This is a genomic window from Actinomadura miaoliensis (assembly GCF_039536785.1).
Classification (GTDB): Bacteria; Actinomycetota; Actinomycetes; order Streptosporangiales; family Streptosporangiaceae; genus Spirillospora; species Spirillospora miaoliensis.
The window spans coordinates 75177-93506 of the sequence record NZ_BAAAZG010000081.1; the positions used below are offsets into that span (position 1 = coordinate 75177).

Sequence of the window (18330 nt, forward strand, 5' to 3'; positions counted from 1 at the left end):
GCCCGGTCGGTGTGCACGGCACTGGTGGCGGCCCGGCCCCGGTCGGCACCGTGGAATCCATGAAGATCGCGTTCAGGAGAGCAGCACTCGGGGCACTGCTCGCGGCCGTGCTGACCGGGCTGACCGCTCCGTCCGCCGTGGCCGAGCCGACCCCCGCGGCGCAGCCCGACCTGCGGGACGTCGGATCGCTCGTCGACCGGGTCGTCCCCGCGCAGCTGGCCGAAGACAAGATCCCCGGCGCCGCGGTCGTCGTGGTCGCGGGCGGCAAGGCCGTGTTCGCCAAGGGCTACGGCGTCGCCGACGTGGACGCCCGCACGCCCGTCGACCCGGACCGGACGGCCTTCTTCACCGGGTCGCTGGCCAAGCCGTTCACCGCCACGGCCGTGCTGCAGCTCGTCCGGCAGGGCAAGCTCGACCTGAACGCCGACGTCAACCGCTACCTCACCACCTTCAAGATCAAGGACACCTATCCCGGACGTCCCGTCACTCTGCGGCACCTGCTGACCTACACCGGCGGCTTCGACGACGACATCGTGGGGCTCGGCGAGGCCGACCCCAAGGACGTGGGATCGCTCGGCCGCAGCCTGGCCGAACGGCAGCCGCGGCGGGTCCGTCCCCCGGGCACCCGCGTGGCCTACGACAACTACGGGATCGCGCTGGCCGGATACCTCGTCGAGGTCGTCTCAGGGCAGCCGTTCGCCGAGTACGTCCGGCAGCACGTGTTCGAGCCGCTGGGGATGCGCTCCACCACGATGGCCGTCCCGCACCCCGCCGCGATCGACTCGGCGCTGGCCGCCGGTTACCGCCCCAGCGGGGACGGATACACCAGGGTGAAGGGCCAGTACGGCCCGCGGACCCCGACCGGCACCGGCCCCGCCGCCACGCCCGCCGACATGGGCCGTTTCATGCTCGCCCAGCTCGGCAACGACCCCCGGCTCGGCCAGGACGTCGCCCGCCTGATGCAGCAGCAGCACTACACCCAGGACAGGCGGATGCCCGGCATGGGCTACACGTTCGAGCAGCGCCCCCGTAACGGCCGGCGGCTGCTCTACAAGGACGGCGACGTGCCCGGCTTCCACAACGTCATGGCGCTCCTGCCCGACCAGGGCGTCGGCGTCTACGTCGTCTACAACGGCGACGGCGTGGACACGGTGGCCGGATGGGACGGCGCGAGCCTGGTCAACCAGATCGTCGACCGCTACCTGCCCGCCACCGCGCGTACGGTGAGCACGTCCGGCGGCACGGTGACGGGAAGCCCGGTGTCCAAGTACGCGGGGACGTACCGTTCGGCCCGGGTCAGCCACACGACCCTTACCAAGGTCACCTCGCTGTTCTCGGCCGTGACGGTGACGGCCGGCCCCGGCGGCACCCTGACGACCACGGGCCTGTCGGTGGACCCGGAAAAGGAGACCCAGCACTGGGTCCAGACCCAGCCCGGGCTCTTCACCGAACGCGGCGGGCAGGCCCGGATCGCCTTCGACGGCAAGGGCACGCTGACCAGTTCGGCCAACCCCTCCGAAGCCCTGGAGAAGCTGGCCTGGTACGACTCTCCGGGGCTGAACGTGGGCCTGCTCGGCGGCGCGTCCCTGGTGATGCTGCTGGCCTTCGTGGGCTTCCCCGTCCTCGCCCTCGTCCGGGTGCTGCGGCGCCGTTCCCGCCATCCGGCCGGGGCGCGCGCCGCACGGCTCCTCGCCTGGGCCACCACGGCGGTGGTCACCGTCTTCCTCACCGGGCTGGCCGTCACCATGGCCGACCCCAACGCCGTCATGGAGACCGTGGCGCTGAACCCGCCGGCCTTCGCCGCCCTGCCGATCGTCGCGACCGTGGGACTCGTCCTGGCGATCCTGGTCGTCGGTGCGACCGGCGCCGCCTGGTGGAAGGCGTGGTGGAGCTGGGCCGGACGACTGTCCTGCACGCTGCTGGCGCTGTCCGGGGTGGTGTTCTTCAAGGTCCTGATGACCTACAACCTCGTGGCCCTGCCGTTCCCCACGAACTGAACGCCGCCGCCCGCCCCACCGCAATCCGGTGGGGCGGGCGACGGCGTTCGCTTCCGGCGATTCAGTCCCGGCGGGTCAGTTCTGGCGGGGGCGGCGAGCCCAGGCCACGCCGCCCACCACGGCGGCGACGACCACCGCGGCCAGGCCGATCCACAACCAGCCGGAGGACCCGCCGTCCTCGGACTGGCTGCTCGCGCCCCGCGTCGACGGCGTCGCCGGGGCGGACGCGGCGGGGGCCGGCGCGGCCGAGGACGGGGCCGTGGCCGACGAGGTGGGCGCGGCGGACGAGCCCTCCACCGTGAACTTGTAGGTGCCCTTGATCGGGTGGCCGTCGCTGGAGACCACCCGCCACGCCACGGTGTACTCGCCGTTGGGCAGCGTCCCGTTCAACGCCTGGGTGACCTTGTTGTCGGACGCCTCGGGCGCCCCCGACTGCACCGCCGTGCCCTTGTCGTCCGTCACCACCACCTGCGGCAGCCGCGCGGTGTTGGTGAACGTCAGGACGATCTCCGACGGCGGCTCGACCGTGGCGCCGGACGCCGGCGTGGCCTCCTTCAGCGCGTCGTGCGCGGACGCCGGCGGCGCCGCCACCCCGACGGCGACCGCCGCGATCATTCCCGCCAGCAGGACCCGCAGCCCTCTCATGACCGGCTCCTTCCTCGTGCCAGGCCGAACCCGCCGACGCCGACTCCGATCACGCCGGCGGCCAGCCCCAGGCCGCCGAGCAGCCGCGCCGTCCCGTCGGACGCCGAGTCGGCGTCGTCGGAGGCGACCTTGGCGGTGACCGTGTCGGTGGCCTGCGCGGTGGCCGCCTTCGGGGTCAGCTTAAGTTCGGGTGCCGGGTGTTCCGGCTCGTCGGCGCCGGTGCCCGGGTCCTGGTCCCACGTGACGACCTCGCCGTTGGAGTACTTCTGCTCGGCCTTGAACAGCACCCGGTCGACGCCGGTGGGCAGCGGCCCCATCGAGACGTCGAACTCCTCGAACTGGCCGGGATCGATCTTGCCGCCGGTCCAGGTGATCCGGGAGACCACCTCCGACAGCTCACCGCCCTCGATCTTCACGGGCGTGCTCAGCTTGGTCTTGTCGACCGTGACCTTCCACCCCGGGGCGGGCCGGACGGACACGTGCGCGATCGGACGGTCGGTCGGCAGGTCGACGCGCACCTCGGTGGTCGAGGCGTTGTCGCGCTCGTTCGGCACGCGGAACGACACCTTGGTGAACGACCCCTGCTCGGCTGACTGGGGGTTGGCGGTGACGTGCGCGGACGCGGCGGTGGCCAGAGCGGCGACCGAGACGGCCGCCAGCCCTCCCACCGCGGCGGCCCGCCACGCGTGCCGGAAAGTGCGTACGGACATCGGGATAACTCCGTTCGAGACGTACGGAAACGCACCGGAGACGCCGTGAAGACAGACGGCGCCCGGTGAAACGGCTCGTACGGCGCCCGGCCCGGCCCCGGCGTTCAGCCGGTGGCGGCGAGCGCCCTCGAACGGTGGGGAGGCCCCCGTCGCACCACGGGGAACCGCAGCACCCGGTCGGTGGACGGCGTCTCGACGGCCACGGGCGCCGGACGCGTCCGGACGGGCGGTGTGGCGGGCTCGACGTGCAGCAGGGCCAGCAGCAGCCGGACCGGCCGGTCGGCCACGGCCCGGACCCGCCGGGCCAGGGCCCACGCCGCGCGTTCGCCGCGCCGCAGCCACCACGCCGAGACGACGGCGGCGATCACGTGCGCGAGCGTCATGCCCGCACCCGAGCCGTGCGCGGCGTCCTGCGGCATCACGGCCGGGTGGTGCTGCATGGGCGCCGTGGCGTCCACGTACAGGCTGTGCAGCACGAACTGCCCGCCCAGCAGGCCGCCGAGGATCGTGGCCAGGGAACGCTCGTGCCCCGCCAGCGCCAGCGTCACCGCCAGCACGCCGCCGAAGCCGGTGAGCACCGCCCACAGGGGGATCACCAGCTGTGACGTCGCCGTGTGCCCGAGCGCCGACAGCGACACGCACACGGTGGCGAACACCACCGCGCGCGAGACGCGGAAGAACGGGCTCGGCGGATGCGCGGTCATTGCGGGGCTATCGTCCCATCCTCGTACCGGCATCTCCAAGAGGCCCCTGGTGAACGGCAATCTCCGCGAAATGCCCAACATCTGGGGTTGGTACGTCGTGCGACATCAACATGTAGGGTGAGGATCCCGTGCTGGTGACGCCCCCGCCCGCCCCGGCGGGGGCGTCGCGCGAGCGCGGGCGGGCACGCGCCCGCGCCGCCCCCGGTCGTCCTGACGTGATCCGAGGTCACGTGCGCCGCCGTCACCCTGCGCAGCGGAACCGTTCGCGTCCGCGATCCGTTGGACAGGATGACGCGCCCGCTCGGCGGCAGGAGGAAACCGTGGCTTCTCTCAGCGACCGGCTCAAGAAGCTTGCCGACAGCCCGCAGGGCCGCAAGGCCAAGGAGAAGGCCGAACAGCTGGCCCGCGACCCCAAGAAGCAGGAGAAGGTGCGCGGCCTTCTCAAGAAGGTGAACAAGAAGCATTGACCGGGATACGGCGGGCAGGACCCGGAGGGTTCGGGCGGCGCCCGCCGTGACCACCCGCCGCCCCGGCGGCCATCGGGGCGGCGACCTCCCGGACCCGACCCGAGGAGGACACATGCCCACGCTCATCGACCGGATCAAGCGGTACGCCAGCGGTCCGCAGGGACGGCGCATGCGCGCGAAGGCCGAGCGCTACGCGCGCGATCCCCGCACCCAGGCGAAGGTGCGTCAGTTGCTGGCCCGCCTCCGCGGCGGCGGCCACCGCCGCCACTGATCACCCGCATCGCGCCCGCGCCCCCCACCCACGGGGACGCGGGCGCTTTCCTGCTTTTCCGTTGCACCGACGTGGCCGCACCCGCGCGGGGCGGGTGTGGCGGCCGCTCCTACACTGGCCGCCGTGGACCGGGATGAGTACGCGCACTGGGAGACCGTCCCCACACGGTGGAAGGACAACGACCTCTACGGGCACGTCAACAACGTCGTCCACTACGCGCTGATGGACACCGTCATCAACGAGTGGATGATCAGGACGGCCGGGTTCGACCCCGTGACCAGCCCGGCGATCGCGCTGTGCGTGGAGTCGCACTGCGTCTACAAGGCCGAGGTGTCGTTCCCCGACACCATCAGCGTGGGCGCGCGCGTCGGGAAGCTGGGCCGGTCGAGCGTGCGCTGGGAGATCGGCATGTACCGGTCGGACGGCACGCTGGTCGCCGAGGGGCACTTCGTGCACGTGTTCGTCGACCGGGACGCCCGCCGTCCCGTGGAGATCCCCGAGGCGGTCCGCGTCGAGATGGACCGGCTCGTCGTCGCCTGACCGCCCCGGGGAACGGCGGCTACTCGCCGGCGGTCTTCCCGGCCGGGGCGTCGCCGCGGGCCAGCAGCGAGTGACGGCGGCCGTAGGCGAAGTAGACCACGCAGCCGAGCGCGAACCACGCGGCGAAGCGCAGCCAGGTCTCCTGCTTGAGGAAGGTGATCAGCCACACCGAGAACACCACGCCGACGATCGGCACCACCGGCATGCCCGGGGTGCGGAACTGCCGGGGCAGGTCGGGACGCCGGTAGCGCAGCACGACCACCGCGACGCACACCACGATGAACGCCAGCAGGATGCCGATGTTGGTCAGCTCCGCGGCCTCCGCGATGGGCAGGAACCCGGCGATCAGCGCCGAGCCCGCGCCGAGGATCCAGGTGATGCGGGTCGGCACCTTGCGGGTGGGGTGGGTGCGGGCGAACCAGCCCGGCAGCAGCCCGTCGCGGCTCATCGAGAACCACACCCGGGCCGCCCCCATCATGAACGTGAACAGCACGGTCAGGACGCCGAGGATCGCGCCGACCGCGATGACGAACCCGACCGTCTCCAGGCCCGCGTCGTCGAACGCCGAGGAGAACGCGGCGTTCGGGTCGATCTGGCGGTAGTCGACCATGCCGGTGAGCACCAGGCAGGCCAGCACGTACAGCACCATCGAGATCGCCAGCGAGTAGATGATCGCCTTGGGCATGTGCCGCCGGGCGTCGTGCGACTCCTCGGCGGCGGTCGACATCGCGTCGTAGCCGAAGACGGCGAAGAAGACCGTGGCGGCGCCGGTGAACGCGCCGTCCAGCCCGTACGGCAGGAACGGCGAGTAGTTCCCCGACTTGATCTTGAACGCGCCGACCACGATGACCAGCAGCACGATGCCGACCTTCAGGTACACCAGCGCGGTCTCGAACCGGGCGGCGCTCTTCATGCCCAGGTTGAGCACGTAGGCGATGAGCAGGCACAGCAGCATCGCGAACAGGTTGACCTTGTAGCTGCCGTCCGCCACGTTCTTGGGCTCGGTGCCGGGCGCGCCCATCATCCACAGCGGCAGGTCGATGTTCAGGAAGCCGAGCAGGTCGTTGAAGTAGCCGGAGATGCCGATGGCCACCACCGCCACGATCGCGGTGTACTCCAGCAGCAGGTCCCAGCCGATGGCCCAGCCCGCGAACTCGCCGAGCACCGCGTAGCCGTAGGTGTAGGCCGATCCGGCGCGGGGGATCAGCCCGGCGAACTCGGCGTAGGAGAACGCGGCGGCGGCGCTGGCCACGCCCGCGATCAGGAATGAGATCAGCACCCCGGGGCCGGCGGTCTCGTTGGCGACGGCGCCGGCCAGCGAGAAGATGCCCGCGCCGATGATGCCGCCCACGCCGATCGCGGTGAGCTGCCAGAGTCCGAGGGTGCGCCGCAGGCCGGTCGATCCGGCCTCGTCGTCGATCTGCTCGATCGGTTTGCGGCGGAGCATCGCGCCCAGGGCCTTGTGGGCCACGGCCATGTCTACCTCCTTCGCGTGACCGGCTCGTTCCCAGCGGTCACGGGAGGAGGGTGACGCCAAGATCCGCCCAAGGCAATGCCCGTGAGATCACGATTTCGCAAGCCGCCCGCCGGCCGGCACGTACTCGGTGAGCAGCCGTTCGAGCTGCGCCTCGCACCGGGCGTACCGGGCGCGCAGCTCGGGCCCCGGCCAGTCGGCGGGCAGCAGCTCGTCCGGCAGCAGCGGATCGCGCAGCAGGTGGCCCAGCACCGCCGCGGACACGGTGAACCGGTCGGCCAGGCACTCGGCGCGGCCGAGCGCGGCCAGCAGGGCGGTGGCGTCGGCGGCCCAGCCGGTCAGGTCCCACAGCGCCGCGGCCAGCCCCGCCGGGTCGCGCTCGGGACGGCCGCGCAGGAACGTGCACTGCCGCAGGACGACGTCGGGCCGGGGCCGCGCCAGGTTGGCGGGCCGCAGCCAGGTGCCCTCGCGCAGCTCCGCCAGCCGCAGCGCCGACATGGCCTGGCGCAGCGCGGCCCGGTCGGCGGCGGGACGCCGTTCGGCGGTGACGAGGGCGATCTCCCAGGCGCCGTCCCACGGCAGGGTGCGGGGGGAGCGGGCCTCGTCCAGCCGGGCCTGGCGGCGCAGCAGCCGTTCGGTCAGCTCGTACGCGCCGTCGACGTGCACCAGGTCGCCGGCGGCCACCATGCGTGACAACGCGACGCGGACGGTGCCCTCGGCGATGCCGAACAGCGCCCCGACGCGCACCAGGTGCCGGGCGCGCAGCCGGGGCGGGTGCAGGCCCAGCAGGGTGCTGAGGACGACCGAACGGGCGGTCAGCGGTCGCAGGCCCAGGGTGTTCGTCATGTCGGCGAGGACATTACCCGCCGTGACCGTGCCATGACGGCCGCTTGACCGTGCGGGGCAGGCAGTTCTCACCGTCCGGAAACGCCTTCTCTCCCGTCCCGCCGCCCCGTAGTGTCGGTCGGCATGACGGCTGTGCGGGTGGAGCGGGACGGGCCGGTCACCACGGTGATCCTGTCGCGTCCGGAGGTGCGCAACGCGGTGGACGGCCCGACCGCGGCCGACCTCGCCGACGCGTTCCGCGAGTTCGACGCCGACCCGGACGCGTCGGTCGCCGTGCTGTGGGGCGAGGGCGGCACGTTCTGCGCGGGCGCCGACCTCAAGGCGGTCGGCACGCCGCGCGGCAACCGCGTCGAGGCGGACGGCGACGGGCCCATGGGTCCCACCCGGATGCGGCTGGGCAAGCCTGTCGTCGCGGCGGTCGCCGGGCACGCCGTCGCGGGCGGCCTGGAGCTGGCGCTGTGGTGCGACCTGCGGGTGGTGGAGTCGGACGCCGTGTTCGGGGTGTTCTGCCGCCGGTGGGGCGTGCCGCTGATCGACGGCGGCACGTTCCGGCTGTCGCGGCTGATCGGCCGCAGCCGGGCGATGGACCTCATCCTCACCGGGCGTCCGGTGCCGGCCCAGGAGGCGTACGACATCGGGCTGGCCAACCGGCTCGTCCCGCCGGGCACCGCACGGCAGGCCGCCGAGGACCTGGCCGCCGAGATCGCCCGCTTCCCGCAGACCTGCCTGCGCGGCGACCGCATGTCGGCGCTGGAGAGCGAGGATCTGGACGAGGCGCAGGCGCTGGCGGTGGAGTACGGGCACGGCGTGCGGTCGCTGGCGGACGCCGCCGAGGGCGTCGCCCGGTTCACCGCCGGACACGGCCGCCACGGCACGTTCACCGACCTGTGAAGATCATCGATCGCATGGCGTTCGGCAGTGCTAGCGTCCCTGGAGGGCGGCCTCACGGACATGAAGGGGACTCATGACTCCGAGCGTTGACGAGGCGGGCCGGGCCCTCGCCGATCCCACCGCGTACGCCGACGACGACCGTCTGCACGCCGCGCTGGCCGTGCTGCGCCGCGAGGCGCCGGTGCACTGGGTCGAGGCGCCGGACTACAACCCGTTCTGGGCCGTCACCCGGCACGCCGACATCATGGAGATCGAGCGCGACCACCGCCTGTTCCTGAACGCGCCGCGTCCGCTGCTGGCCACCGCCGAGATGGACGCGATCAACCGGCAGCGCGCGGAGCAGGGCATCGGGCTGCGCACCCTCGTCCACATCGACGACCCCGACCACCGTGTGCTGCGCGCCATCGGCGCCGACTGGTTCCGGCCGCGCGCCATGCGCGCCCTGGAGCCCCGCGTCAGGGAACTGGCGCGCCGCTACGTCGACCGGATGGTCGAGCTGGGCGGGGAGTGCGACTTCGTCCAGCAGGTCGCGGTGCACTACCCGCTGTACGTGATCCTGTCGCTGCTCGGGCTGCCCGAGTCCGACTTCGACCGGATGCTCAAGCTCACCCAGGAGCTGTTCGGCAACGCCGACCCCGACCTGCAGCGCGGCGCCTCCCCGGAGGAGGGGCTCGCGGTCCTGCTGGACTTCTTCGCCTACTTCAAGGAGCTCACCGAGGCCCGCCGCGCGAACCCCACCGACGACCTGGCCTCGGCGATCGCCAACGCCCGCGTCGACGGTGAGCCGCTGAACGACTTCGACACCGCCTCCTACTACGTGATCATCGCGACCGCCGGGCACGACACCACCAGCTCGACGATCTCCGGCGGGCTGCGCGCGCTGATCGAGCACCCGGACCAGCTCGACCGGCTGCGCGCGGACCGCGACCTGATGCCGCTGGCGGTGGAGGAGATGATCCGCTGGGTCACCCCGGTCAAGGAGTTCATGCGCACCGCCGCCGAGGACTGCGAGGTGGGCGGCGTCCGCGTCCGCGCGGGCGAGGCGCTGCTGCTGTCCTACCCGTCGGCCAACCGGGACGAGGAGATCTTCGACGACCCGTTCCGCTTCGACGTCGGCCGCGACCCCAACAAGCACCTGGCCTTCGGCTTCGGCGTCCACTACTGCCTGGGCGCCGCGCTGGCCCGCATGGAGGTGCGCGCCTTCTTCGACGAGCTGATCCCCCGCCTGACCTCCATCGAGCTGGCGGGCGAACCCGAGAACGTCGTCACCACGTTCGTGGGCGGCCCCAAGCACCTCCCCATCCGCTACAAGCTCACCCCCGCCTGACCCCACCCCCGCCAGCCGCCGCCCACGACGCGCGGAGTTATCGTGCGCGTGTGGTGAGCGTGCGTGGGGGCGGGGCCTCCTGGGTGCCGGAGACGGCGGTCGTGCAGGCGCCGATGGCGGGCGGGGCCTCGCGGCCGGAGCTGGCGGTGGCGGTGGCCGAGGCGGGGGCGCTGGGCTTCCTCGCCGCCGGGTACAAGACCGCGGCCGCGATGCGGGACGAGATCGAGCGGACGCGTGCGGCGACGTCGCGGCCGTTCGGCGTGAACGTCTTCATGCCGTCCCGTGACGCCGTGGACCGGGCGGCCTTCGACGCGTACGCCGAGCGGCTGGCGCCCGAGGCCGAGCGGCTCGGCGTGGGGCTGGGGACGCCGGGGGACCGGGCCGACGACTGGGACGCCAAGATCGAAGATCTGCTGGCCGACCCGCCCGCGATCGTGAGCTTCACGTTCGGATGCCCCGACGAGGCGCTGATCCGCGAGTTCCGGCGGCGGGGCGTCGTGGTGATCGTGACGGTGACGTCCGTGGCGGAGGCCCGTGCCGCCGGCGCCGCCGACGGGTTGTGCGTGCAGGGCGTGGAGGCGGGCGCGCACCAGGGGTCGTGGACCAACACCGACGGCGGGACGCCGCTGCGCGAGCTGCTGCCCGCCGTGCGGGAGGTCACCGCGCAGCCGCTGATCGCAGCCGGGGGCCTGGGCACGGCCGCGGACGTCGCCGAGGTGCTCGCGCTCGGGGCGGACGCGGCGCAGTTCGGCACCGCCTTCCTGCGCTGCCCGGAGAGCGGCGCCAGTGCCGTGCACAAGGCGGCGCTGGCCGATCCGCGCTTCACCGAGACCGCCCTCACCCGGGCGTTCAGCGGACGTCCCGCCCGGGGGCTGGTCAACCGGTTCCTGGCCGAGCACTCGGCGCACGCGCCCGCCGCGTACCCGGACGTGCACTACCTGACGACGCCGTTGCGCAGGGCGGCCGCCGCCCAGGGGGCCGCGGACGCGTTGCACCTGTGGGCGGGCACCTCCTACCGGCTGGCGTCCACCGCGCCCGCGGCCGAGATCGTCGCCGCTCTGGCGAAGGGGTAACGCGCGAGGGGTCAGCGTGCGGGCTTGCCGCCGGCGTGCGCGCCGTGCGGCCGCCCGTCGCGGGAGTGCGCGTCCTGGGGGTGCCCGTCGCGGGAGTGTTCGGGGCTGGAGTGTTCGGCGTCGGCGTACTCCTCGCGGTCCTCGTCGGAGAACTTGCGGGTGTCGCGGGGTTCGGCGAAGGGCTCGACCGTCTCGGGGGCGCCCTCGGCGATCCTCCGGGCGCGGATGAGCTCGGCGTCCAGCTCGGCGCCGAGCAGAATGGCCAGGTTGGAGATCCACAACCAGACCAGGAAGATCACGACACCGGCCAGCGCGCCGTAGGTGGCGTTGTAGGAGCCGAAGTTCGCCACGTAGACCGCGAACCCGGCGGACGCGACGATCCACAGGACGATCGCCAGCGCGCTGCCCGGGGTGATCCACCGCCAGCCCGCCTGGCGGACGTTCGGCGCGGCCCAGTACAGGGTGGCCACCGCGATGATCACCACCAGCAGGATCACCGGCCACTTGGCGTAGTTCCAGCCGGTGACGAACGCCGAGCCGAGGCCCAGCATCCGCCCGGCCTGCTCGGCGAGGCGTCCGGTGAACGTCACCGCGAGCGCGCTGGCGCCCAGCAGGACGACCATGAGCAGGGTCAGCCCCACCCGCAGCGGCGCCAGCTTCCACATGGGGCGGCCTTCGGGGACGTCGTAGACCGCGTTGACGGCGCGGATGAACGCCGCCACGTACTTGGACGCCGACCACAGCGCCACCAGCAGCGCCACGATCGCCAGCACGCCGGCGGTGGGCGCGGTGCCGCGCAGCCCCTCCACCATGCTGATCAGCACGTCGCGCAGCTGGCCCGGGGCGAGCTGCCGGATGTTGTCGGTCAGCGTCCGCGTGCCGGACTGGCCCGACAGGCCCACCAGCGACACCGCCACGATCAGCGCGGGGAAGACCGAGAGCACGCCGTAGTAGGTGAGCGCGGCGGCCCAGTCGACCAGGTTGTCGTCGCGGAACTCCCGGGCGGTGCGCTTGGCGACGCCCCACCAAGCGTCCCGTCCGAGCCGGGTGGGCCGGTCCGGTGCCTTCCGCGAGGGGCCGTCGCCGGTCGCGGTGTTCTTCGCCATGTCGCCACCTTCTCGCCTGGCCGGGAGGGTCGGTCGGATGCGGGGCCTTTTACCCGATGAGGCCGGGGCGATGCGCCGGGTGACTGACGCATTCATTTGATAGATGGCGACTTGCGGTATATCAGGCGGTTTGTCGGGTACGGCGCGCGACATCCGACCGATACCGACGAGCGGAGGACGACGATCATGTCGAGCTCCGGTGACCACGCCGACAAGCAGCGGCAACTCGACGAGTTCCGGGTGGACCCGCGCGACTCCGAGCTGACCACCGACCAGGGCGTCAAGGTCGACGACACCGACAACTCGCTCAGCGTGGGGGAACGCGGCCCCACGATCATGGACGACTTCCACTTCCGCGAGAAGATCACCCACTTCGACCACGAGCGCATCCCCGAGCGGGTGGTGCACGCGCGCGGCTCCGGCGCCTACGGGCACTTCCGCGTGTACGACGACTCGCTCGCCGAGTACACCGTCGCGGAGTTCCTGCGCGACCCCTCCGTGGAGACCCCGGTGTTCGTCCGGTTCTCCACCGTCGCCGGGTCCCGCGGGTCGGCCGACACCGTACGCGACGTGCGCGGCTTCGCCACCAAGTTCTACACGCGGCAGGGCAACTTCGACCTGGTCGGCAACAACATGCCGGTCTTCTTCATCCAGGACGGCATCAAGTTCCCCGACTTCGTGCACGCGGTGAAGCCCGAGCCGCACAACGAGATCCCGCAGGCATCGTCCGCCCACGACACCCTGTGGGACTTCGTGCAGCTGCAGCCCGAGACCATGCACATGATGATGTGGCTGATGTCCGACCGGGCGCTGCCGCGCAGCTTCGCCATGATGCAGGGCTTCGGCGTGCACACCTTCCGGCTCGTCAACGCCGAGGGCCGGGGCACGTTCGTGAAGTTCCACTGGAAGCCGATGCTCGGCACCCACTCCCTGGACTGGGACGAGACCCAGAAGATCGCCGGGAAGGATCCCGACTTCAACCGGCGCGACCTGTGGGACGCCATCGAGGCGGGCAACTTCCCCGAGTACGAGCTGTGCGTGCAGCTGGTGCCCGAGGCCGACGAGCACCGCTTCGACTTCGACCTGCTCGACGCCACCAAGATCATTCCGGAGGAGGAGGTCCCGGCGCGTCCGGTGGGCCGGCTGGTGCTGGACCGCAACCCGGAGAACTTCTTCGCCGAGACCGAGCAGGTGGCCTTCTGCCTGGGCAACGTCGTCCCGGGCATCGACTTCACCAACGACCCGCTGCTGCAGGCGCGGCTGTTCTCCTACCTGGACACCCAGCTGATCCGGCTCGGCGGGCCCAACTTCACGCAGCTCCCGGTGAACCGCTCGGTGGCCCCGGTGCGCAACCACCACCGCGACGCCTACCACCAGACGCAGATTCACCAGGGGCGGGCCGCCTACCACAAGAACTCGCTGTCGGGCGGCTGCCCGGCGATCGGCACGGGCGTCGACGGCGACGCGGTGTACCGGCACTACCAGGAGCGGGTGGACGGCGCCAAGATCCGCAAGCGCAGCGAGAGCTTCGCCGACCACTACAGCCAGGCCACGCTGTTCTGGAACAGCATGTCCGACTGGGAGAAGGAGCACATCGTCTCGGCGTTCCGCTTCGAGCTGGGCAAGGTCGAGCACAAGCACATCCGGGAGGGCGTCGTGGAGCAGCTCAACCACGTCGACCACGACCTGGCGACGCAGGTCGCCGAGGGCATCGGGGTGGAGCCGCCCAAGGCCCCGGTCACCGAGAACCACGGCCGCAGCTCGCCCGCGCTCAGCCAGGCCAACTCCCCGGCCGACACGGTCAAGGCGCGCAAGGTCGCGGTGCTGGTGGCCGACGGGGTGGAGGCGGCCGACGTCACCGCGGTCGGCGAGGCGCTGACCGAGCAGGGCGCGATCTGCGAGGTGCTCGCCGCCCACGACGGCGCCGTGCGGAGCGCCGACGGCGACCAGGTGGAGGTGACCCGCGCGCTGCCCACCGTGGCGTCGGTGCTGTACGACGCGGTGGTGATCCCCGGCGGCGAGCAGAGCGTGCGCGCCCTGGCCGAGGACGGCGACGCGCTGCACTTCGTCGCCGAGGCCTACAAGCACTGCAAGGCCATCGGCGCCCTGGACGCGGGCGTCGAGCTGCTCGGCCGCGCCGGCGTGTCGAGCCTGCAGATCGCCACCGAGGGCCTGGTCGAGGTCGACCAGGGCGTGGTCACCCGGCGCGGCGGGGGCGCTCCCGGCGGGCCCGACGACAACTTCAAGCGCGAGCTGATCAACGCCATCGCCGCGCACCGGCACTGGACGCGCAACAAGGCCCACGTCCCGGCCTGACCGCCGCCCGTGCCGCCCTGCCCACGGCCCGGAACGTGCGGCTCGGCGTCCGAGACGGACCTCAGCGTTCGATGTGGACGCGGATGCTGTTCAGTTCCGGGTCGGCGGCGTCGGGGACGACCATCCCGGCCGCCACGCCCGTGCGCAGGTAGTCGACGACCGGGGCGGTGAGCCGCTCGCCCGGCAGCGCCGCGGGGATGCCCGGCGGGTACGGGGTGAGCATCTCGGCGACGACGCGTCCGGTGGCCTGGTCGGCGGGGACCTGCTCGGCCGGGCCGAAGAACGCGTCGCGCGGCAGCACCACCAGTTCCAGCCGCAGGTCCCCCGGGTCGGGGATGTAGATCGGCGGGGCGCCGCGCAGCGCGGGCGCGTGCCGCGAGAGGTCCCGCAGGGCGGTCAGCAGCGCATCGGTGGTCTCCTTGTCGTCGGCGAAGGTGAGCTGGGCGCTGATCCGCCGGTGGTCGGCCACGTGCATGTTGATCCGGTGCGTCTCGCGCAGCCAGTCGGCGGCGCGGTAACCGCTGATGCCCAGCTCGGTCAGGTCCATCACGAGCTGCAGGGGGTCCAGGTCGTGGGCGCGGTCGGGCCCGACGAACTCCGGCCCGGCCACGTGCAGCCCGGGGATCTGGACGATCTCGTCGCGTATCTCGGCGGCCAGGTCGACGGCGTGCTGCAGCAGCTCGTGGCCGTGTTCGACCATCTGGCGGCGCCAGCCGTCCAGGCCCGCGTACACCAGCACGGACGGGCTGGTGGTGCCCAGCAGGTCCTCGCGGGCCTTGAGCACCGCCGGGTCCACCAGGTCGCCCTGCTGGTGGAACACCGACCCCTGCTCCAGCCCGGCGCCCATCTTGTGGACGCTGGTGACGCACACGTCGGCGCCCGCGTCCATCGCCCACGTCGGCAGGCTCGGGTGGAACGGCAGGTGCGCCCCCCACGCCTCGTCCACGATCACCGGGCGCCCGTACCGGTGGCACACCTCGGTGATCGCCCTCAGGTCGGCACAGGTGCCGTACGGGGTGGGGCTGGTCACCAGGGCGCCGCGCGCGTCGGGGTGCTCGGCGAACCGCCGCGCGTACGCCTCGGCCGACGGCGGGTGCGCCAGATGCCGTTCGGGGTCCCACTGCGGCTCCACCCAGATCGGCTCGACCCCGCTGAGGATGAGCCCGGACACCACGGACTTGTGGGCGTCCCGGCCGACCAGCAGCTTCTCGCCGGGCCCGGCGACCGACAGCATCGCGCTCTTGACCGACAGCGAGCTGCCGCAGGTGGAGAAGAACGCGTTCTCGGCGTGCACGGCGTCGGCCATCAGCTCCTGCGCCTTCTGCAGGATGCCCTGGGACGAGCGGCGGTCGTCCAGGCCGGAGACGGCCAGCACGTCGGAGCGGAACACCGCGTCGCCGAGGACCTGCCGCACACGCGGATCGGTGCCCCGGCCCTGCTTGTGCCCGGGCGGCGTGAAGGGCAGCTCCCGCCGGCGGTGGTATTCGACGAGCGCGTCGAGCACTGGGGTTTCCGAGTGGTTCATGCGACGGCGTGTTCCCCCCTGACCACGGTCGTAACGTGCGCGGCCCCCGTCACGCGCGGGACGCGCGGCCCGGCCGGTCGCATGGCTCGGGCCGCTTCGGGTAGGGCGCGCTGGGAGATGACGGAGAGACACCCGAGCCGACACCCGAGCCGATCTCGCGTCCGATCCGAAAGGAGGTGGCGATGACCAAGGACCGCATCCCGGCGGACGTGGAGCTTCTGTGGGACGACTTCCACCAGACGGTCAACATGACCTCCGACGAGCTGCGCACCTGGCTGCTCACCGCGGCGTCGGGCGAGGAGGCGTTCCCGGCCGACCCCGACATGAAGCTCCCCGAGCTCGGCGCGCGCGTGGTGGAGGTGCTGCGCAAGCGCAAGGTGGACCTCACCGACGGCGACGCCGACACCATGCGGCGCGTCGTGGAGTACGTGGAGGACCGCCTGGAGAACCGTCCGCCGCACGCCGAGCAGAAGGAGGAGTGGCGGCGGTCGCTGATGACCGTCGGCCACGACCCGCTCAAGCCCCCGGAGATCCGCCCCTAGCGGCACGCGAAGGAGGGGACGACATGCCCAACCCGCAGCAACCGGAGATCCGCCGGTCCGAGCGCACGGCGGTGACCGAGGAACCGGCGCCCGAGGCGACCGATCCCAAGGCGACGAGGTCGAAGGGCCGCCCGCACGGCACCGACAAGGGCGCCAAGGGCGGCGGCAAGGGCGGCGGTGTTCCGCCCGACCAGCAGCCGCCGCACCCGTCCTGACGACGGAAAGGCCCCGGCCGGGAATCCCCGGCCGGGGCCTTTCTCGTGGTCGCGGTGTCCTGCGGGTCTACGGGACTTCGGTCTGCGGGCTGTAGCCCTCGTCCTCGCCGCCGGGGGTCTCGGCCTCGGCGATCGGGGGCTTGGTCGGGCCGGTGGTGTGCTCGTCGCCGAAGTCGTGGTCCTCTTCCTGCGGGGCTCCGGCCTCGGCCCGCCGGTCCGCCAGTGGCCTGGAGTCCTCGTGTCGGCGTTCGCTCATGAATGAGCCGGTACCCGGCAGCAGGAATTCAACCCTGCCGGGTGCGGAGGACGGGGCCTCGCCGTTGGGGGGGAGCGGCGAGGCCCCTGGGACGTCCACGCCCCGGGCTGCACTACCGGGCCGTGTGGCAGGACGATAACCCAGCACGCTCGAAGATGGAAGATTTGTCATTTTTTGCCGCGTAGGCCGTGGGAATTCCCGTCGCCACCCGGGTGACATTCCGGACACGTCCCGGCTGAGTAGTGTGGCGGCATGCTGTACGGGCGGGGGGAGGAGACGGCCGAGGTCGAACGGCTGCTGCGGCGGGCGCGCGAGGGACGCAGCGGCGTCCTGGTCGTGCGCGGGGAGGCCGGGATCGGCAAGTCGGCGCTGCTCGACCACGCGGCGGCGCTCGCCGCGTCCGAGGCCGCCGGACGACCCGCCATGCGGGTGCTGCGCGCCACCGGCGTGGAGGCCGAGGCCGCGATGCCCTACGCGGCGCTGCACCTGCTGCTCGGACGGCATCTCGACCGCGTCGACGCCCTTCCGCAGGCCCAGGCGGCGGCGCTCAAGGCCGCCCTCGGCCTGACCGCCGACGCCGGCGCCGGGCAGGGCCGCACCGGGGACCGGTTCCTGGTCGGGCTGGCGGTGCTGACCCTGCTCGCCGACCTGGCCGAGGAGCGGCCGCTGCTGTGCCTGGCCGACGACGCCCACTGGTTCGACCGCGCGTCCGCCGACGCGCTGCTGTTCGCCGCGCGGCGCCTGGACGCCGAACCGATCGCGCTGCTGTTCGCGGCGCGCGACCTGGACGCCCCCGAGTTCCCCGCCCCGGGGCTGCCCGAGCTGCGGCTGACCGGGCTGGACGACGAGGCCGCGGCGGCGCTGCTGGACGGCCACGCCGCCGAGCTGCCCCGGCACGTCCGGCACGAGATCCTCACGGAGGCCAAGGGCAACCCGCTGGCGCTGCTGGAACTGCCCTCCTCGCGCCGTTCCCCGTCCGCGCCGGCCGCCCCGTCCACGTCCACCCACGGGCGGCTGCGCCGCGCCTACGCCGAGCGGATCGCGGCGCTGCCCGCGGCGACCCGCACGGCGCTGCTGGTCGCCGCGGCCGACGGCACCGGGGACGTGGCCGTGGTCGTCCCGACGCTGGCACGGCTCGGGGTGTCGGTCGCCGACCTGGAACCGGCCGAGCGCGACCGGCTGGTGCGGTCGGCCGAGGGAGGGCTGGAGTTCCGCCATCCGCTGATCCGCACCGCCGTGTACGAGGGCGCCGCGCTGGGCCGCCGCATCGACGTCCACCGCGCCCTGGCCCGCACGCACGCCGACCGCGGCGACGTCTGCCACCGCGCCTGGCACCTGGCGCACGCCGCCGCCGGTCCGGACGAGGAGACGGCCGCCGCGCTGGAGGCGGCCGCGACCGGAGGGGCGCCCGTGCGCGCCGCCGGC

19 protein-coding genes are annotated in these 18330 nt (G+C 72.8%); 11 read left to right on the forward strand and 8 right to left on the reverse strand.

Annotation, left to right across the window (positions count from 1 at the left end; genetic code table 11):
- Window positions 1–59 precede the first annotated feature (59 nt).
- Window positions 60–1997, forward strand: coding sequence for a serine hydrolase domain-containing protein (locus tag ABD811_RS41975; RefSeq protein ID WP_344959029.1), 1938 nt, complete (start codon window positions 60–62; stop codon window positions 1995–1997).
- Window positions 1998–2072: 75 nt separating this feature from the next.
- Here ABD811_RS41975 and ABD811_RS41980 read toward each other — a convergent pair whose 3' ends face one another.
- From ABD811_RS41980 to ABD811_RS41990, 3 genes are all read right to left on the reverse strand, one after another.
- Complete coding sequence (locus ABD811_RS41980) at window positions 2073–2642, reverse strand: copper resistance CopC family protein (RefSeq protein ID WP_344959031.1); 570 nt, start codon at window positions 2640–2642, stop codon at window positions 2073–2075.
- On the reverse strand, window positions 2639–3352 hold the full coding sequence (locus ABD811_RS41985; RefSeq protein ID WP_344959033.1) for a YcnI family copper-binding membrane protein: 714 nt from the start codon (window positions 3350–3352) through the stop codon (window positions 2639–2641). The genes ABD811_RS41980 and ABD811_RS41985 overlap by 4 nt, the downstream gene beginning before the upstream one ends.
- Before the next feature lie 104 nt (window positions 3353–3456).
- Window positions 3457–4056 carry a hypothetical protein gene (locus ABD811_RS41990; protein ID WP_344959035.1) on the reverse strand — a complete coding sequence of 200 codons (600 nt, stop codon included), beginning with the start codon at window positions 4054–4056 and terminating at the stop codon, window positions 3457–3459.
- 320 nt (window positions 4057–4376) lie between these two features.
- On the opposite strand from ABD811_RS41990, the gene ABD811_RS41995 reads away from it, so the two are divergent.
- The 3 genes from ABD811_RS41995 to ABD811_RS42005 all read left to right on the forward strand — a co-directional run bounded on the left by ABD811_RS41995 (window position 4377) and on the right by ABD811_RS42005 (window position 5334).
- Window positions 4377–4523, forward strand: coding sequence for a hypothetical protein (locus ABD811_RS41995; RefSeq protein ID WP_344959037.1), 147 nt, complete (start codon window positions 4377–4379; stop codon window positions 4521–4523).
- A 112-nt stretch (window positions 4524–4635) separates the two neighbouring features.
- The gene (locus tag ABD811_RS42000) at window positions 4636–4794 is read left to right on the forward strand and encodes a hypothetical protein (protein WP_344959039.1); all 159 of its coding nucleotides are present in this window, start codon (window positions 4636–4638) and stop codon (window positions 4792–4794) included.
- 123 nt (window positions 4795–4917) lie between these two features.
- A complete protein-coding gene (locus tag ABD811_RS42005) occupies window positions 4918–5334 on the forward strand; it encodes an acyl-CoA thioesterase (protein WP_344959041.1) in 417 nt (138 codons plus the stop codon).
- Window positions 5335–5353: 19 nt separating this feature from the next.
- Here ABD811_RS42005 and ABD811_RS42010 read toward each other — a convergent pair whose 3' ends face one another.
- Both ABD811_RS42010 and ABD811_RS42015 read right to left on the reverse strand, forming a co-directional pair.
- A complete protein-coding gene (locus ABD811_RS42010; RefSeq protein ID WP_344959043.1) occupies window positions 5354–6811 on the reverse strand; it encodes an amino acid permease in 1458 nt (485 codons plus the stop codon).
- Window positions 6812–6898: 87 nt separating this feature from the next.
- Window positions 6899–7654 (reverse strand): PaaX family transcriptional regulator C-terminal domain-containing protein, encoded by a 756-nt coding sequence (locus ABD811_RS42015; protein WP_344959045.1) that lies wholly within the window; start codon window positions 7652–7654, stop codon window positions 6899–6901.
- Between the two features lie 123 nt (window positions 7655–7777).
- Here ABD811_RS42015 and ABD811_RS42020 point away from each other — a divergent pair, with 123 nt between their 5' ends.
- The 3 genes from ABD811_RS42020 (at window position 7778) to ABD811_RS42030 (ending at window position 10945) form a co-directional block, all read left to right on the forward strand.
- Entirely contained in the window at window positions 7778–8545 is a 768-nt protein-coding gene (locus ABD811_RS42020; RefSeq protein ID WP_344959047.1) for a crotonase/enoyl-CoA hydratase family protein, read from the forward strand.
- Window positions 8546–8618: 73 nt separating this feature from the next.
- Window positions 8619–9872 (forward strand): cytochrome P450, encoded by a 1254-nt coding sequence (locus ABD811_RS42025; protein ID WP_344959048.1) that lies wholly within the window; start codon window positions 8619–8621, stop codon window positions 9870–9872.
- 53 nt (window positions 9873–9925) lie between these two features.
- On the forward strand, window positions 9926–10945 hold the full coding sequence (locus ABD811_RS42030) for a nitronate monooxygenase (RefSeq protein WP_344959050.1): 1020 nt from the start codon (window positions 9926–9928) through the stop codon (window positions 10943–10945).
- A gap of 11 nt (window positions 10946–10956) precedes the next feature.
- Here ABD811_RS42030 and ABD811_RS42035 read toward each other — a convergent pair whose 3' ends face one another.
- Window positions 10957–12051, reverse strand: a complete 1095-nt coding sequence (locus tag ABD811_RS42035) for a YihY/virulence factor BrkB family protein (protein ID WP_344959051.1) — start codon at window positions 12049–12051, stop codon at window positions 10957–10959.
- Between the two features lie 186 nt (window positions 12052–12237).
- On the opposite strand from ABD811_RS42035, the gene ABD811_RS42040 reads away from it, so the two are divergent.
- Window positions 12238–14367, forward strand: a complete 2130-nt coding sequence (locus ABD811_RS42040; protein WP_344959052.1) for a catalase — start codon at window positions 12238–12240, stop codon at window positions 14365–14367.
- Window positions 14368–14428: 61 nt separating this feature from the next.
- Here ABD811_RS42040 and ABD811_RS42045 read toward each other — a convergent pair whose 3' ends face one another.
- A complete protein-coding gene (locus tag ABD811_RS42045; protein WP_344959054.1) occupies window positions 14429–15892 on the reverse strand; it encodes an aminotransferase class I/II-fold pyridoxal phosphate-dependent enzyme in 1464 nt (487 codons plus the stop codon).
- A gap of 182 nt (window positions 15893–16074) precedes the next feature.
- On the opposite strand from ABD811_RS42045, the gene ABD811_RS42050 reads away from it, so the two are divergent.
- Window positions 16075–16434 (forward strand): DUF3140 domain-containing protein, encoded by a 360-nt coding sequence (locus tag ABD811_RS42050; protein WP_344959055.1) that lies wholly within the window; start codon window positions 16075–16077, stop codon window positions 16432–16434.
- 23 nt (window positions 16435–16457) lie between these two features.
- On the forward strand, window positions 16458–16649 hold the full coding sequence (locus tag ABD811_RS42055; protein ID WP_344959057.1) for a hypothetical protein: 192 nt from the start codon (window positions 16458–16460) through the stop codon (window positions 16647–16649).
- Window positions 16650–16716: 67 nt separating this feature from the next.
- Here ABD811_RS42055 and ABD811_RS42060 read toward each other — a convergent pair whose 3' ends face one another.
- Window positions 16717–16905: a hypothetical protein gene (locus ABD811_RS42060; RefSeq protein WP_344959059.1), complete on the reverse strand. Its 189-nt coding sequence runs from the start codon at window positions 16903–16905 to the stop codon at window positions 16717–16719.
- A 252-nt stretch (window positions 16906–17157) separates the two neighbouring features.
- Between ABD811_RS42060 and ABD811_RS42065 the strand changes: the two genes are divergently transcribed.
- On the forward strand, window positions 17158–18330 hold a 1173-nt coding region (locus ABD811_RS42065; RefSeq protein WP_344959060.1), incomplete at its 3' end, for an AAA family ATPase.

What these genes read in the sequence shown, in the direction of transcription:
- ABD811_RS41975 (WP_344959029.1), top strand. Translation starts at nt 60, where the DNA reads ATGAAGATCGCGTTCAGGAGAGCAGCACTCGGGGCACTGCTCGCGGCC.
- ABD811_RS41980 (WP_344959031.1), bottom strand. Translation starts at nt 2,642, where the DNA reads ATGAGAGGGCTGCGGGTCCTGCTGGCGGGAATGATCGCGGCGGTCGCC.
- ABD811_RS41985 (WP_344959033.1), bottom strand. Translation starts at nt 3,352, where the DNA reads ATGTCCGTACGCACTTTCCGGCACGCGTGGCGGGCCGCCGCGGTGGGA.
- ABD811_RS41990 (WP_344959035.1), bottom strand. Translation starts at nt 4,056, where the DNA reads ATGACCGCGCATCCGCCGAGCCCGTTCTTCCGCGTCTCGCGCGCGGTG.
- ABD811_RS42000 (WP_344959039.1), top strand. Translation starts at nt 4,636, where the DNA reads ATGCCCACGCTCATCGACCGGATCAAGCGGTACGCCAGCGGTCCGCAG.
- ABD811_RS42010 (WP_344959043.1), bottom strand. Translation starts at nt 6,811, where the DNA reads ATGGCCGTGGCCCACAAGGCCCTGGGCGCGATGCTCCGCCGCAAACCG.
- ABD811_RS42015 (WP_344959045.1), bottom strand. Translation starts at nt 7,654, where the DNA reads ATGACGAACACCCTGGGCCTGCGACCGCTGACCGCCCGTTCGGTCGTC.
- ABD811_RS42020 (WP_344959047.1), top strand. Translation starts at nt 7,778, where the DNA reads ATGACGGCTGTGCGGGTGGAGCGGGACGGGCCGGTCACCACGGTGATC.
- ABD811_RS42025 (WP_344959048.1), top strand. Translation starts at nt 8,619, where the DNA reads ATGACTCCGAGCGTTGACGAGGCGGGCCGGGCCCTCGCCGATCCCACC.
- ABD811_RS42035 (WP_344959051.1), bottom strand. Translation starts at nt 12,051, where the DNA reads ATGGCGAAGAACACCGCGACCGGCGACGGCCCCTCGCGGAAGGCACCG.
- ABD811_RS42040 (WP_344959052.1), top strand. Translation starts at nt 12,238, where the DNA reads ATGTCGAGCTCCGGTGACCACGCCGACAAGCAGCGGCAACTCGACGAG.
- ABD811_RS42045 (WP_344959054.1), bottom strand. Translation starts at nt 15,892, where the DNA reads ATGAACCACTCGGAAACCCCAGTGCTCGACGCGCTCGTCGAATACCAC.
- ABD811_RS42050 (WP_344959055.1), top strand. Translation starts at nt 16,075, where the DNA reads ATGACCAAGGACCGCATCCCGGCGGACGTGGAGCTTCTGTGGGACGAC.
- ABD811_RS42055 (WP_344959057.1), top strand. Translation starts at nt 16,458, where the DNA reads ATGCCCAACCCGCAGCAACCGGAGATCCGCCGGTCCGAGCGCACGGCG.
- ABD811_RS42060 (WP_344959059.1), bottom strand. Translation starts at nt 16,905, where the DNA reads ATGAGCGAACGCCGACACGAGGACTCCAGGCCACTGGCGGACCGGCGG.